This is a genomic window from Pantoea nemavictus, assembly GCF_037479095.1.
Taxonomy (GTDB): domain Bacteria; phylum Pseudomonadota; class Gammaproteobacteria; order Enterobacterales; family Enterobacteriaceae; genus Pantoea; species Pantoea nemavictus.
In genome coordinates this window covers 653643-668647 of the sequence record NZ_JBBGZW010000001.1, presented here as the reverse complement: position 1 = coordinate 668647, position 15005 = coordinate 653643, and the positions used below count along the sequence as shown (strand labels likewise).

Genomic DNA, 15005 nt, shown 5'->3' with positions numbered 1-15005 from the left:
TTGTTGAAAACGGCAGGTCAGTAAATTGACCTGCCGTTTTTTTATCTGAGTTTTACGCTAACGGCGCACGCCAACTGGCTTTTTAGGGCCGATAAAGCTAGTGTATGAGAGTTTTTCAACATCCTGATAACCCCTTGCCGCCAGTGAGTCTCTTTTGAAATATCTCGTCTCCTTTCGCACCACGCTCCGTATTTCGCGCTATCTGTTTCGTGCGCTGGCGTTGCTGCTCTGGGCGCTGGGTGCGCTGCTGACCACTTTCTACATCATTAACGTGCTGCATGAGAAAGAAAACGCGGTTCGTCAGGAGTTTGCCACCAATTACGGGCAGATGGAGTGGTATATACGCCACTCGGCGGATGTGATGCGCGAACTGAAATACATCACCGAAAATCGCCTGAGCAGCAGCGCTAACGGTCTGGATGTGATCAACGGTTTACCGCCAGGCAAAGGGACGCTGCCGCAGTTCACGCCGCTATTTTCCGATGGCGACTGCACCTCAATGAGCAACACCTGGCGCAATTCGCTGGATTCGCTCAGCTACTACATCAATTACTGGAAAAGCAATTTCGCCTCGGCGTATGAATTGAACCGCGTGTTCTTCATCGGTGGCGAAAATCAGTGTCTGGCAGATTTCACCATCGGCAGCAACAATACGGTCGATCGCGAACGCAGTCTGAAAGCGCTGCGCGAGCGCGTGCTGCACTATCGCAACGGCAATGAAGAAGAGCGCCGCCAACCAATGTACTGGATTACCAGCAGTGCGCAGCCGGGCGTAGGCAACTTCTATATGGTGATGCCGGTGTATGTGGCCAACAAGCTGCAGGCGCTGCTGGGCGTAGAGCAGAATATCCGTCTGGATGAGTTTATTCAGCCTGGCGGTTTACCGCTGGTGGCGACCATCACCGATGAAAACTATCGTCCACTGATCAGCTCGCGTCGCGGCGGGCCGGGTTATTCGCTGGACGATCTGCCGGATAACAACACCTGGTTTGGCTATCTCGACAGCTATCGCCAGCTGGTGCTGAAAAAACCGTTGCCGCCGTCGAATCTCAATGTGGTGTGGTCACTGTCGACCAACGTATTGATGGATCAGCTTAAGCTGATGCTGATTAACGCGCTGCTGCTTAACATCTTCACGGCAGTGATTTTATTCACCCTGGCGTGGATATTTGAGCGCCGTATGTTCCTGCCGGCAGAAGAGAATGCGCATCGGTTGGAAGAGCATGAACAGTTTAACCGCAAGATTGTCGCTTCTGCGCCGGTAGGAATTTGCATTCTGCGCACCAGCGACGGCACCAACATTTTGAGTAATGAGCTGGCGCACAACTATCTGACGCTGCTAACGCAGGAAGATCGCCAGCGGCTGAACGAAATTATCGGCGGTCAGCAGGTCAACTTTGTTGATGTGCTGACCGGCAGCAACACCAACCTGCAAATTAGCTTCGTGCATTCACGCTACCGTAATGAAAACGTAGCGATTTGCGTGCTGGTGGATGTCTCGGCGCGCGTACGCATGGAGCAATCGCTACAGGAGATGGCGCACTCTGCCGAGCAGGCAAGCCAGTCGAAATCGATGTTCCTTGCCACCGTCAGCCACGAGTTGCGTACCCCGCTGTACGGCATCATCGGTAACCTCGATCTGCTGCAGACAAAAGTGTTGCCGAAAGGAGTGGATTCGCTGGTGACAGCGATGAATAACTCGTCAAGCCTGCTGTTAAAAATCATCAGCGACATTCTCGACTTCTCAAAAATCGAATCTGAACAGCTGAAAATCGAACCGCATCCGTTCTCTCCACGCGAGGTGGTCAATCACATCGCCAGCAACTATCTCTCATTGGTGGTACGCAAGCGGCTGACGCTGTATGTGTTTATTGAGAACGATGTGCCGCTGACGATGGATGGCGATGCCATGCGTCTGCAGCAGGTGATTTCTAACCTGCTAAACAATGCCATCAAGTTCACGCACACCGGCTGCATCATTCTGCATGCATACGTGAAAGAGGGCTATCTGGCGTTCCGCGTGCGTGACACTGGCGTAGGCATCCCGGCCAAAGAGGTGACGCGTCTGTTCGATCCGTTCTTCCAGGTGGGATCGGGCGTGCAGCGTAATTTCCAGGGAACCGGGCTGGGCCTGGCGATCTGTGAAAAACTCATCAACATGATGGATGGTGATATCGAAGTTGATTCGGAACCGGGCATGGGCAGCCAGTTTGTGGTGCGGATTCCCATCTATTCCGGTCAACTCGCGGCGCCACCGCTGCTGGATGGCTTGCAGGAAAAAGCTATCTGGCTGGATATGCGCAATGAGTATCTCGCCAGCTTCCTGCTGCGCTTGCTGCAGCAGCAGGGTATTCAGGTGGCTTATTACCACGGCCAGGCGGCAAGCGATGATGTGATCATCAGCGATCATGATGAGCTTCCCGCACCAAGCGGGCGCGCGCGTATTCGCATCTGTGGTGAGCACATCGATATGCCGCATGAAACGGAGCCCGGTCGCTGGATTCAAAGCAGCGCGATGTTACACGATTTGCCACAGCTACTGGGCCGCATCTATCGCATCAACATCAATAGCGAAACCGCCGCGCCGCTGCAGCTGGTGGCAGCAAAAGAGGCGGCGACCTTTGAAGATATTATCGTGCTGATCGTGGATGACCATCCTATCAACCGTATGCTGCTGTCAGAGCAGCTGGGTACCGTCGGGTATCAGACCAAAACGGCGCAGGATGGGGTGGATGCACTGAATGTGCTGAGCCGCAACCACATCGATATTGTGCTAAGCGACGTCAATATGCCGAATATGGATGGTTATCGCCTGACACAACGTCTGCGTCAGTTAGGACATACGTTCCCGGTGATTGGCGTAACGGCGAATGCATTGGCGGAAGAGAAGCAGCGCTGTATGGAAGCAGGAATGGATAACTGCTTGTCGAAACCCGTGACGCTGGATGTACTGATAAGCACGCTGGCGGTATACGCGGAACGCGTCAGGAAAGGCAGGGAAGGGTAAAGCGAAAAACAGGCGGAGCCGAAGCGCCGCCTGTGCCTGTTGAGGATTACTCTTTGTCGACCTGAGTAGCGCTAACAGAAGAGAGATAGTTCAGCAGCGCAATATCGTTTTCCACGCCCAGTTTCATCATCGCTGATTTCTTCTGGCTACTGATGGTTTTGATACTGCGGTTCAGCTTCTTGGCAATCTCAGTTACCAGGAAACCTTCGGCGAACAGACGCAGCACTTCGCTCTCTTTCGGCGACAAACGCTTGTCACCGTAACCACCGGCGCTGATGCGCTCCAGCAGTTTTGCCACGCTTTCCGGCGTATATTTTTTACCTTTCTGTAAAGCAGCCAGTGCTTTAGGCAGATCGGTTGGTGCACCTTGTTTCAGGACAATCCCTTCAATATCCAGATCCAACACCGCGCTCAGGATCGCTGGGTTATTGTTCATGGTAAGAACGATAATCGAGAGATCCGGATAGTGACGTTTGATGTATTTGATCAGGGTGATACCGTCACCGTATTTCTCGCCTGGCATCGAGAGGTCGGTAATCAGGACATTGGCGTCCAATTTGGGCAAGCTGTTTACTAATGCTGTTGAGTCTTCAAACTCACCTACAACGTTAACCCATTCGATCTGTTCCAGCGACTTACGGATACCGAACAAAACGATCGGATGGTCATCGGCAATAATTACGTTCAAGTTATTCATCTTATTGGTTACCTTGCTGCAGCAGTTGGCTGACGTAAGCGTCAATTTCACTGGTGGTATTTTTAATGGTTAAATCGTCACATACTTTAATGTGTTGTTCTAACGCTTCACAAAGCTGTTTACCTGACACCAGATTGAGCATGGCAAACACGCCTTTCAGGCGATGTGCTGTCTGAGCAAGCGAGGGATAATCCTTTTCCGCCGCTTCAGTATACAGTCTCTTCACATCTGGCGGTACTGTCTCGGTAAACAGCTGGAAATAGCCTCCGCTCATCAGCGGCGTGGCTGCTTCATCTTCGCTACTCTCCTCCATCAAGTCATGAGAAAGTTGCTTTTCAATCAGGGCCAGTAGCGCATCAAGCAGCGCATTACTGAGATTGAAGTTGACCCGGAACTGCCGATCGTTCAACGCGTGATGGCCCATCTCGTCACCGGCCAGTAACAGCGCCCAGCCGTTCAGGCGCGCGGGATCGTCGGTCACCAGCACATCATGATCCTGACCGGTCAAACGTTCGTCCGAAGTCAGGCATTTGGCGCCCCAGTTTTCCAGGTGGCGACACACAATTTTGTGTACGTCTTCAACGGCGATATCCACCAGCGCGGTGACGCCTTCCAGCAGCTTCTCTTCCTGCTCACCTTGCTGTTCTTCTAATGCCAGCGGCAGTTGAATATTGTAGCGCGTACCGATATCGGGTTTGGCGATGATCTCGAGCTGCCCGCCCATCTGTTTACACAGCTGCTTACACAGGAAAAATGCCATGCCAGATGCCTGACCGAAGCGGTCCTGCGTGGTTTCGCCCAGATAGGGGAAATCGACATTCGCCAGTTCGTCGACGCTCAAGCCGGCGCCGGTATCCACCAGTTGCAGCAGCACCTGATTCGGCTTCTCTTCGCTGGACTTAATCTCCAGCGTAATTTTGCCCCAGCGGGTGGTGGTGAGCGAGTAATGCATCAGCGTGGTCAGCACTTTGCGCAGCGCACGACGATCGCCAAAGCGCATTTCGTCGTTGGCTAAATGGTTGTTCATTACCAGCGCCAGGCCTTTGCGGCGCAACAGCGGCAGGCTTTCCAGCGCGATCTCATCCAGCATATCCTGCAGATTGAACACGCTGGCATCCGGCGACCAATCATGCGCTTCAAGGCGATTGAGCAGCACGATGTCATCGACCAGGCGCGCCAGGCCCTGGCTTTCGTCGAGCAGATCAAGCACGCTCTCGTCATCATCACGCTGGCTAAGTTGCACCAGCTGCGTGACCATACTTTGCAGCGGACGATTCAGTGCGTGTCCAAGGTTATGCATCAGCTGCTGGCGCATCTGGTGGTTGCGATCTAACACCTGCTGCGCCTTCTGCAGCTTCTTATTGACCAGCAATTCGCGGTCCTGATCGCGCATCATAAACAGCTGCGTATGCGGCGATAACACGCTGCGCGCGTGGCGGATCTCATACACTTCATTATTGATGGTCGCCTGCAGCACGCCCTGATGCTGATCGGACATATTGATGATTTTCTGCAGATTGAGGTGCGGCAACAGATGCTCCGCGATCTTATTGCTGAGCAGCGTGCGGTTGGTGGCGAAGTCATACACCAGCAGGCCAACCGGCAAACTGGCAACAATCTCTTCGTTCAGCATGCGCAGGGAATCGAGCTCGGCGCTTTGGTTCTCATTCGGGCGCAGCGATTGCTGACGCAGCAGCGTAATGCCAGCAATCGAAAGTAAAAACAGCACAAGGTTGATCAGCAACGGCCACATCAGGTTATGCAGCGTATCCAGCGCCAGGCTAGTGAGCGGCACGCGATACACCAGCTGTAATGAGGTGCTCGGCAGCGAAGCGGCGATCTCCAGATTGGGATTAACCAGCGCTACGTGCGTGGTTTCACTGCTGGTATCGTCGCTATTGGTGGTGGTTGAGGTTTGCGTGGCGTCCTGCCGCAACTGGAAGTTCTCCAGCGGCATATTACGCGGAATCAAATCGTTAACCGGCAGATCGAACGCCACCACCGTGGCTAAATGGCCCGGCTGATTAAAGGTGGTGCGCAGCGTAAAGTAGTGATCGTTTTGCCAGGCAAAATGGCGCAGCGGCGAGAAGCTTTCACGTTCATCCAGCGCATTGGCCTGCTGCAACATCTCCGCGCGGCGGCTATCAACCATGGTATTGATCGCGCTCTCTTTATAGCGCGTTGCCATATCTTTCAGCGGCAACGTTGAGATCATGATCAGGCTATTGTCCTGACCATTAAGGAAGTACATCGACCAGGTCGGATTTTCTGCGCCCCACAGCGTATCCAGATAGTTGGACATGCGCATGGTCATATCCAGCGTGCTGCCGTCGTGCGAACCGAAGATCAGCGCTTCCGTTTTGCGTCGGGTTTTTTCCAGATAGTAGACATCCGGGCGCAGGCGGGTTTCCTGAAGATTGCTGTTCGGCGACGAACCGGCGGCGCTGGTGGCGAGGTTTTCATAGATCTGCCAGGTAGCAAAGCGCGACGCATCGATGCGTTTCTGCATGGCGCGCGCCAAATCAGTCATCGCATAGCGCTTCTCAGTAATCCAGGCATTGACGCTGTTATGCACCATCGCGCCGAGCGCCAGAAAAAGCACCAGATTAAACACCACGAAAAAGCGCGTTACATTGCCGGATGTCAGAGGAAATTTATAAGGCAGCATAGTGTCTCAGGACCATGGAATTAGCGCGCAACCCGTCGGGCACTGGCCGCGACGGCCAGCAGCAGCAGAGCGATAAGTAAAAATGCGCCACTCAGGCTGATCCACTGGGAAATTAATCCGATTAAAGCCGGACCTGAAAGAATACCCGCATAGCCTAACGTTGTCATGGCCGAAATCGCCAGATTCGACGGCATATCGTGTTGATTCCCGGCAGCATTGAACAACATCGGCACCGTATTGGCGAGGCCAAAGCCCACCAGCAGGAAAGCCAGCAGCGCGATTTGTGGCCACGGCAGCAACACCGCCAGCGTCATCCCCGCTGCCGCAGCCAATGCACCGGTCAACATCACCGGATAGCGGCCAAAGCGCTGAATCACTTTATCGCCGGTTAAGCGACCAATGGTCATCGCCACCGAGAACACTGCGTAACCCAAACCGGCGTGCGCAGGGCTCATCTCCGGGCTTTGCAGCAGGAGCAGCGCGCCCCAATCCAGCACCGCGCCTTCGGCAAGAAACAGAATAAAGCACAGCAAGCCGAGGAAGGCGACCCAGCCGCGCGGGATCACCAGCCATGGTTGATCGGGCTGATGCAGGCGCTCGGTCATCAACGTCGGCAGGCTCCACAGCAGCAGCAACACAATCAGCACCATCACCACGCCAACCGCCTGCAATGGCGTCAGACCCGCGCCAAGCAGCAGGCTGACGGAGCCCGCGCCAATAATGCCGCCCAGGCTGAAGAAACCGTGGAAACCCGACATCATCGGTTTATCTGCCGCTTTTTCCACTTCAACAGCCTGCACGTTCATGGCGACGTCCAGCATACCGAGCCCGGCGCCAAACACCATCAGCGTTGCGGCCATCTGCCACATCACATTAAGCGTGGCCAGCAGCGGCAGAACTGCCAACACCACGAGCGTGGAGCACAGCATCACCCGACGACCACCAAAACGCGCGATTAAACCACCGGTAACTGGCATCGCCGCCAAAGAGCCAATGCCAAGGCACAGCAGCAATCCTCCGAGCGATGCACCGCTCAGCGCCAGACGCTGGCTGGCAAACGGCACCAACGGTGCCCAGGCGGACATAGCCAGTCCGGCGATAAGGAAAACGATACGTGTTCCTGCATTGACACGGTGGTGCAATTTATTCTGCTGCGCGGCGTCCAGTGCTGTCATAAAGAGTGTTTTTCATTAGCGGATGAAGCGACGAAGTTTAGCATTAAAGCCGGCGTCAAACCTGGCATCCCACACGAATGGTGCGTGAGGTTTAGCGCCTGAAACAGGCATATTACCGATTTTTTACCTGACGCTACGCTTTTCCAGAACTTTCCTGGCATGTACCAACCAAAACTAGAGTGACTTAAGTAAAATTTTTTCTGGCGATTGTTGCAGTATACTGATGAAAGTTTCCGCGCCACCCGCGGCTTACACGTCATTATCCTGGCGCTGTCGCAAAGCGCCTATTTCCGGATTTTCGCCAATAGGCAGCGACCACCTAAAACCGATATGTTAGTCATCCCATCGGCTCCCGATGCGGAATATAGCGAGATCGATATTATTTCTCCTCTTTGGGAGAATTTTGCTGTGGTTTACTTTCATCCTTGTTACCTGCTGGTAACCCGTTTTCATCAGGCGAAGCGGGCCGTTTATTAACGGCCTGTATGGCGCACCGGTTCGCTTAAAGCATTAATAAGCATAATGACTGCTGCAACGCATTTCCTGTAACGAGGTTATCTATGTCTTCACATCAATCTGAACAACAATTAGCGGCAATTTTGCAATCCGCGGTCAGCCTTTATCCGGTGACGGACGATGCCGCCAGTCTGCAAACCCGCAGTGTCGACACCACACCGCCCGCGCCTCTGCGCCCGTATGAGCCGATTGCGCAGGATGGCGTGATTGCCGCCTGGGAAGCGGGTAAAAATATTCATCTGCGCGGCCGCGCGGAGTCCGAGCCGGGCGCCATGGTCACCCTGACGTTCAACGGTGAAAGCTGGCACAGCACGGTAAATAAGTGGGGTTACTGGAATGCCTCCATGCCGCCTTCAGTGCTGCACGGATTGGCCGACGGGGCTTACTCACTTACGCTCACCATCACCGACAAAGCCGGTAACAGCACCGATACTCAGGTTGGCTTTGGTGTGTACGTGGATAAAACCGTAAAACCGACGCTTAGCGTGGATACCATCAGCGGTGACAATGCCGTCAGCGTTGCCGAAGGGATTTATGGCGTAGAGATACATGGCAACGTCACACATATGCCGGTGAATAGCGCCATTACGCTCACCTTAGCCGGGAAAAAATACCTCGGTGGCGTTAATGAGAAGGGCGAATGGACCGCCACTATTCATGAGCAGGATCTGCAGGCACTCAAGGATGGCGTGTACAGCCTCAAAATCAGCGCTACCGATCCCAACGGCAAAACCACCTCCACGTACCAGGACATCACGCTAATTACCCACGTTAGCAGCTTGCCGCATATCAGCTTCGACAAGGTCACGGCAGATAACGTCATCAATAAAGAGGAAAGCCTTAACGATCTCACCTTTAGCGGCGCGCTCTCGGTGGTGGTGCCGGGCCAGCAGCTGTTACTGTGCAGCGGTGATGCGGTTTATCACGCGCAGATTGGCAGCGATGGTCATTGGCAGGTGACAATTCCGGCCAGTGAAGTGGCGAGCTTTATCTCTTTGGGTGAAGTCCGCGTTTATGCACTGGACGGCGCCGGTAACAGCACCGACTCTTTGCTGGAGCTGAATGTGGTCACCCAGCTGCCAGCCATCTACTACGAAATTAATATCGGCGGCGATACCACGCTCAACCAGCAGGAAGCTCAGCACGATCTTAGCTTCTATCTGGAAGGCGTAAATCAGCTTACGCTCAATGGTAAAAATTACACGCCGGTCGCGGGCATGGTGACCATCAGCGCCGAGGATCTTCAGGCCTTGCCGGATGGTGAAGTATCGCCGATCGCCACGCGCTGGGATCAGTACGGCAATCATGACACCCAGGTCATTGAGAATCTGTTCAACGTTGCTACCCATCAATTGCCAACCATCACGCTAAACCAACCGTTTGGCGATGGCGTGCTGGATGCGGCCGAGGTGAATAACTGGCATCTGATTCAGGGCAGCAGCAGCCACCTTGAGCAGGGCAGTTTGGTCACGTTAACGCTCGGCGATCAAAGTTATAGCGCTACGGTTAAAGCCGATGGCAACTGGGCGCTGACCATTCTGGCCGGCCAACTTGCCCCGCTGGATGATGGCAGCTATCAGATGAAAGTCAGCGCGCAAGATAAAGCGGGCAATATCGCGACGGCGACGCGACCGGTGACCGTCGATAGCCACGAAGCGGTGGCGCAGGTTAGCAGCGAGCAGCTGGACACGCTGCTGGTGAATGTTACTGATAGCAACGTCAGCCAACACGATCAGCACAGCGATGCCACCGCCAGCCGCGTGGTGGAAAGCCACTACAGCGCCAGCGACAGCAGTTACACCCTCGCCGATCATGTGCAACAGCAACATCAGGTGCAGACATTGGTGTAATCCGCATACCAACCGCTAGCGCCTGCTAGCGGTTGCCTGCCTACTTTACTTTTACGGGACTCCAGGGATGACTGCACAACCCTTCAACAGCGACAACGGCATCGCGGCGATGCTGCGCGTGGCGGCACGCTTTGGTAAGCCGGCTGAGGGCAATACGCTACGCCAGCAAATGCGCTGGTTTCAACATCTGGCCCCTGCGCAACAGTTAGCCCGTTTGGCTGGGCTGCTGGGCCTGCATTTGATGCTGGTTCCTCACCAGACGCTGCGCTGGCGTCAGGAGATTGTGCCGGTGTTACTGTTGCTGGAAAACGGCAGCGTGGCGCTGATCGAAGAAGTTGATAGCGACGGTGGCGCGCGCTACTGGCTGAGTGAAAGTGGTGATGTGATCCGCGCAGCACAATTAAGTGATCTACTTGCGCAGGCACAGACGGAAGTAGGTGTGATTGGCGTGGCGGCGCGGGCGCGTGATGCGCGTATCGATGAATTTGTGCAGCCGTATCAGCCACACTGGTTCTGGCACAATTTTCGCGGCATGCAGCGACGTATCGCGGAAATCAGTCTGGCCTCGCTGGTGGGAAACGTGCTGGCACTGGCTGGCATTCTGTTTTCGATGCAGGTTTACGATCGGGTCATTCCCGCGCAGTCACAGCCAACGTTATGGGTGCTGTTTGCGGGTGTGCTGCTGGCCGCGGCGGTGGAATATCTCATCCGCCTGATGCGCACTCAGGTCTCCGATTTGATGGGTAAACGCATCGACCTGAAAATATCGGCCATGTTATTCGCGCGGGCGATGAATATTCGTAACGAAGCGCGGCCGCGCTCGACCGGCTCCTTTATTGCTCAGCTGCGCGAGATTGATCAGGTGCGCGAACTGCTAACTTCAACCACCGTTAACGCTGCCGCCGATCTGCCGTTCGTTTTGTTGTTCCTGCTGATTATGGCGTCGATTGGCGGTTGGCTGGTGCTGATTCCGCTACTCGCCATACCGCTGATCGTCATTCCGGGTTTACTGGTGCAGATTCCGATGGCGCGATTGGCGCAGGAAGGCTTGCGTGAGAGCGCGCTGCGTCAGGCGGTATTGGTGGAAACCCTCGAAGGCGTGGAAGACATCAAGGCGCTGCAAGCCGAGCCCTACTTTCAGCGTCAGTGGGAGCAAACTCATGAAGTGAGCGCGGGTATCAGCAATCAGCAACGTTTGTGGGGCGCGCGGCTCACCGGTTGGTCAGCCAGCGTGCAGCAGCTGACCTACGCCGGCATGCTGGTGTTTGGCGTTTATCTGGTGCTCGACAATCAAATAACGACCGGCACGCTGGTGGCGTGCAGCTTGCTCTCATCACGCACCATTGCGCCGCTGATGCAGCTCACCATGGTGTTCTCGCGCTGGCAGCATGCCAAATCAGCCATGAAAGGGCTGGATGAACTGCTGAAAAAACCGCTCGATCAGCCCGATCACGCCACGCTGGCGCACTGTCCGGTGCTTAGCGGGCATTACCAACTGCAAAACGTGCACTATCGCTATGACGACGAGAGCGGCATTAGCGTGCTGAACATTCCACAGCTGCAGATTACGCCAGGCGAGCGCGTGGCGATTCTGGGGAAAGTCGGCGCGGGTAAATCCACGCTGCTAAAAATGCTGGCCGGCCAGGCGCGCGCCAGTCAGGGAAAAGTGCTGGTCGATGGCGTGGATCTCACCTGCATTGATCCGGTCGATCTGCGTCGTCAGCTTGGCTGGTTATCGCAGGATTCACGGCTATTCTTCGGCACGCTACGCCAGAACCTGCTGCTCGGTAATCCGCATGCCAGCGAACAGGAGATGCTGCAGGCGCTGCGCATCAGCGGCGCGTTGACCCTGGTGCAGCAGGATGCCGCCAGCCTTGATCGCATTATTCATGAAGGCGGGCGCGGTTTATCCGGCGGCCAACGGCAAATGGTGCTGCTAAGTCGGCTGATTCTGCGTCAGCCGCAGGTGGTGCTGCTGGATGAACCGACAGCGGCGATGGACGAACAGCTCGAAGCACAGGTCATTCGCCAACTGGCGCAGTGGGTAACGGGGCGCACGCTGGTGCTGGTCACGCATCGGCCGGCGTTGCTGCGTATGGTGGACCGCATCGTGGTGATGGATAACGGCCGCATTGTGGCGGATGGTGCGCGCGATGAGATTTTACGTCATGCCAGCAGCCACAAAGGAGATGCCGCATGAGTGTGGTCATGCTGGATAAAGATCTGACGCGGCGCGAACGTCGCACCTCGGCAATCATTTGGCTATGCGTCGTCGCGTTGCTGCTGTTTCTACTGTGGGCGCACTTCGCTGTGCTGGATGAAGTCACGGTGGGCATTGGCAAGGTCACGCCCTCCAGCCGTGCGCAAATGATTGATAGCCTTGATGGCGGCATTGTGAAACAGCTCGACGTACATGAAGGCAATATCGTGCAGCGCGGCCAGGTGCTGGCAACGCTCGATCCCACACGTTTCCAAACCAATTTTGGTGAGGCGATAGCCCGCGTGCGCACGCTGCGCGCCTCGGCTGAGCGTTTACAGGCCGAGCTCAGCGATCGACCATTGATCTTCAGCGCCGATATTCTGCAGCATCCCGAGCTGGTCGCGCGCGAAACGCAGCTCTATCAAGCCAGACGGCAAAATTTTGTTGAGACCATTGCCAATCTGCAGCAATCGCTGGCGCTGGTGCAGGCGGAACTCAACGTGACGGAACCACTGATGCTGCGCGGTGCAGCGGGCAAGGTGGATGTTATTCGTCTGCGCCGCCAGGTTAGCGATCTACGCGGTAAAATCGACGAAGCGCGCAACGACTATTATGTGCGCGCCCATGAAGAGCAGGTGAAGAACAATGGTGAGCTGGATGCGCAGCTGCAGGTGGCGGCAGGTAAACAGGATCTGCTGACGCGCACCACGTTGCTGTCACCGGTACGCGGCATTGTGAAAGATGTGCGGGTCACCACCGTGGGCGGCGTGCTGGAGCCGGGTGGCAAGCTGATGGAGATTGTTCCGCTCGAAGATCAGCTGCTGATTGAAACGCGCATCAACCCGCGAGATATCGGCTACATTCGCCCAGGTTTGCCTGCGGTGGTGAAGATCACCGCTTACGACGCCTCAATTTATGGCGATCTGCATGGCGAGGTCGAAACCGTTTCGCCGGATACGCTGCAGGATGAGGTGCGGCATGAAGAATTTTACTATCGCGTGTATGTCCGTACGCAAAAAGCCGAGCTGACTAATAAAAGCGGCCGCAGGTTCGCCATCATGCCCGGTATGGTGGCAAATGTGGAGATTAAAACCGGTCAGAAAACCGTCATGGATTATTTGCTTAAGCCACTGAATAAAGCTAAAGAATCACTGCGTGAGCGCTAATATTACGCACCGGATAATATTCCAGCAATCTTTGTTGTACACGGAAATTAACATTGCCATTTTAAGGCTATACATTGAACAAAATGTGCGGAAAGCGGTAAATAATGCCTCGGAATTGTCTGGGTTAATTTGTCTCTCGTAATTAACTTTACGCAATATAATCGCTGGGGCTGAATTTTGGGCAAAAAAATGCCGGACAATCTTGTCCGGCGGGAAATTAGGGTAAATCAAATCATTCGGGGTGAATGAAGGTAATAATGAAATAAATGATGATAGCGAGATAATTGTATGCTCTGGATGACGATGAGTTTTGTCATTCAGTGCGAAAATGTAATTCATGTAATTTGCTGTTTTGTAGTGTTTTAAATCCATGTTGTCATTAAGTGCTATATTTTTTACCTATCTGTGCTGGTTATTAGTTCCCCAAAAATTACATCCTGAAATAACTTTTTAATACAATGAAACAGTTTTGGAAATTTAGTATCATTTTCGTGATAGATTATTGCCCAACATAAAATAACAATGGCTTGCCGGCTGAATTTTTAATCGTTCAGTTTGCAGTGGCATAAATAAAGGCACATTAAAAGAGGGTAATAAAATGAAACGTCGCGTTCTCTCCCTGATGATTCCTGCATTGCTGGTTGCAGGATCAGCAAGCGCAGCTGAAATTTACAACAAAGATGGCAACAAATTAGACCTCTACGGTAAAGTTGATGGTCTGCACTATTTCTCTGACGACTCTGGCTCGGACGGTGACCAGTCTTACCTGCGTTTTGGCTTCAAAGGTGAAACTCAGGTGACCGATCAGCTGACCGGTTACGGCCAGTGGGAATATCAGGCGGCACTCAACACCGCTGAAAGCGAAGGCACCGCTAACAGCTATACGCGCGTTGGCTTTGCCGGTCTGAAATTTGGTGATGCAGGTTCATTCGATTACGGTCGTAACTACGGCGTAATGTACGATCTCGGCGCATGGACTGACGTGTTGCCAGAGTTCGGTGGCGATACCTACGGCGCGGACAACTTCCTGTTCCAGCGCAGTAACGGCCTCGCAACCTATCGTAATACCAACTTCTTCGGTTTAGTCGATGGCTTGAACTTCGCAGTTCAGTATCAAGGCAAAAACGACAACCCAACCGAAGCGACGGGCTCTGGTCGTGATGTACTGGGTGAAAATGGCGACGGCTACGGTCTGAGCACCACCTATGACCTGGGTTCAGGCTTCGGTATTGGTGCGGCAATGTTCCAGTCGGATCGTACCAATAACCAGAATGGCAACAACCCACGTACCGCAGGCATCCTTGGTCGTGGTGATAAAGCCGAAGCTTACAGTGGCGCGCTGAAGTATGACGCGAACAACATCTACCTGGCCGCGATGTACAGCCGTTCTTATAACGCAACGCGCTTTGGTGCCAGCGATGATGGCTCGATTTACGGTTACGCCAACAAAGCGGATAACTGGGAATTGGTCGCACAGTATCAGTTCGATTTCGGCCTGCGTCCTTCTCTGGCCTTCGTTTCTTCTCGCGGCTCTGATATCGAAGGATACGGCAGCCAGAACCTGAAGAAATACATTGATGTAGGTGCGACTTACTACTTCAATAAAAACATGTCGACCTATGTTGATTATCAGATCAACCTGCTGGACGACAGTAACTTCACCGACGCAGCCGGAATCAACACCGATGACGTCGTAGCATTAGGTCTGGTTTACCAGTTCTAATCG

General features: G+C 54.1%; 9 protein-coding genes. 6 read left to right on the top strand and 3 right to left on the bottom strand.

The features are described 5' to 3' along the window. Positions 1-154: 154 nt before the first annotated feature. Complete coding sequence (gene rcsC, locus WH298_RS03070; RefSeq protein ID WP_007889368.1) at positions 155-3007, top strand: two-component system sensor histidine kinase RcsC; 2853 nt, start codon at positions 155-157, stop codon at positions 3005-3007. A 46-nt stretch (positions 3008-3053) separates the two neighbouring features. On the opposite strand, the gene rcsB is transcribed toward rcsC, so the two are convergent. The 3 genes from rcsB to WH298_RS03055 are packed head-to-tail and all read right to left on the bottom strand — an operon-like array spanning position 3054 to position 7547. Continuing rightward, positions 3054-3704: a response regulator transcription factor RcsB gene (gene rcsB, locus WH298_RS03065; RefSeq protein WP_007889370.1), complete on the bottom strand. Its 651-nt coding sequence runs from the start codon at positions 3702-3704 to the stop codon at positions 3054-3056. Between the two features lies 1 nt (position 3705). After that, positions 3706-6369 (bottom strand): phosphotransferase RcsD, encoded by a 2664-nt coding sequence (gene rcsD, locus WH298_RS03060; protein WP_180823681.1) that lies wholly within the window; start codon positions 6367-6369, stop codon positions 3706-3708. 23 nt (positions 6370-6392) lie between these two features. Further along, the gene (locus WH298_RS03055; RefSeq protein ID WP_180822202.1) at positions 6393-7547 is read right to left on the bottom strand and encodes an MFS transporter; all 1155 of its coding nucleotides are present in this window, start codon (positions 7545-7547) and stop codon (positions 6393-6395) included. Between the two features lie 210 nt (positions 7548-7757). Here WH298_RS03055 and WH298_RS03050 point away from each other — a divergent pair, with 210 nt between their 5' ends. The 5 genes from WH298_RS03050 (at position 7758) to ompC (ending at position 15002) form a co-directional block, all read left to right on the top strand. Continuing rightward, a complete protein-coding gene (locus tag WH298_RS03050; RefSeq protein ID WP_157178879.1) occupies positions 7758-8024 on the top strand; it encodes a hypothetical protein in 267 nt (88 codons plus the stop codon). Positions 8025-8107: 83 nt separating this feature from the next. Next, positions 8108-9913 carry an Ig-like domain-containing protein gene (locus WH298_RS03045; RefSeq protein ID WP_180822201.1) on the top strand — a complete coding sequence of 602 codons (1806 nt, stop codon included), beginning with the start codon at positions 8108-8110 and terminating at the stop codon, positions 9911-9913. A 67-nt stretch (positions 9914-9980) separates the two neighbouring features. Continuing rightward, positions 9981-12113 (top strand): type I secretion system permease/ATPase, encoded by a 2133-nt coding sequence (locus WH298_RS03040; protein ID WP_180822200.1) that lies wholly within the window; start codon positions 9981-9983, stop codon positions 12111-12113. Then, positions 12110-13279 (top strand): beta-barrel domain-containing protein, encoded by a 1170-nt coding sequence (locus WH298_RS03035; protein WP_180822199.1) that lies wholly within the window; start codon positions 12110-12112, stop codon positions 13277-13279. The genes WH298_RS03040 and WH298_RS03035 overlap by 4 nt, the downstream gene beginning before the upstream one ends. A gap of 598 nt (positions 13280-13877) precedes the next feature. After that, positions 13878-15002 (top strand): porin OmpC, encoded by a 1125-nt coding sequence (ompC, locus tag WH298_RS03030; protein WP_180822198.1) that lies wholly within the window; start codon positions 13878-13880, stop codon positions 15000-15002. Positions 15003-15005: the final 3 nt, after the last annotated feature.

Coding starts and splice junctions, on each gene's coding strand:
- WH298_RS03040 (WP_180822200.1), top strand. CDS start 9,981: ATGACTGCACAACCCTTCAACAGCGACAACGGCATCGCGGCGATGCTG.
- WH298_RS03045 (WP_180822201.1), top strand. CDS start 8,108: ATGTCTTCACATCAATCTGAACAACAATTAGCGGCAATTTTGCAATCC.
- WH298_RS03055 (WP_180822202.1), bottom strand. CDS start 7,547: ATGACAGCACTGGACGCCGCGCAGCAGAATAAATTGCACCACCGTGTC.
- ompC (WP_180822198.1), top strand. CDS start 13,878: ATGAAACGTCGCGTTCTCTCCCTGATGATTCCTGCATTGCTGGTTGCA.
- WH298_RS03035 (WP_180822199.1), top strand. CDS start 12,110: ATGAGTGTGGTCATGCTGGATAAAGATCTGACGCGGCGCGAACGTCGC.
- rcsB (WP_007889370.1), bottom strand. CDS start 3,704: ATGAATAACTTGAACGTAATTATTGCCGATGACCATCCGATCGTTTTG.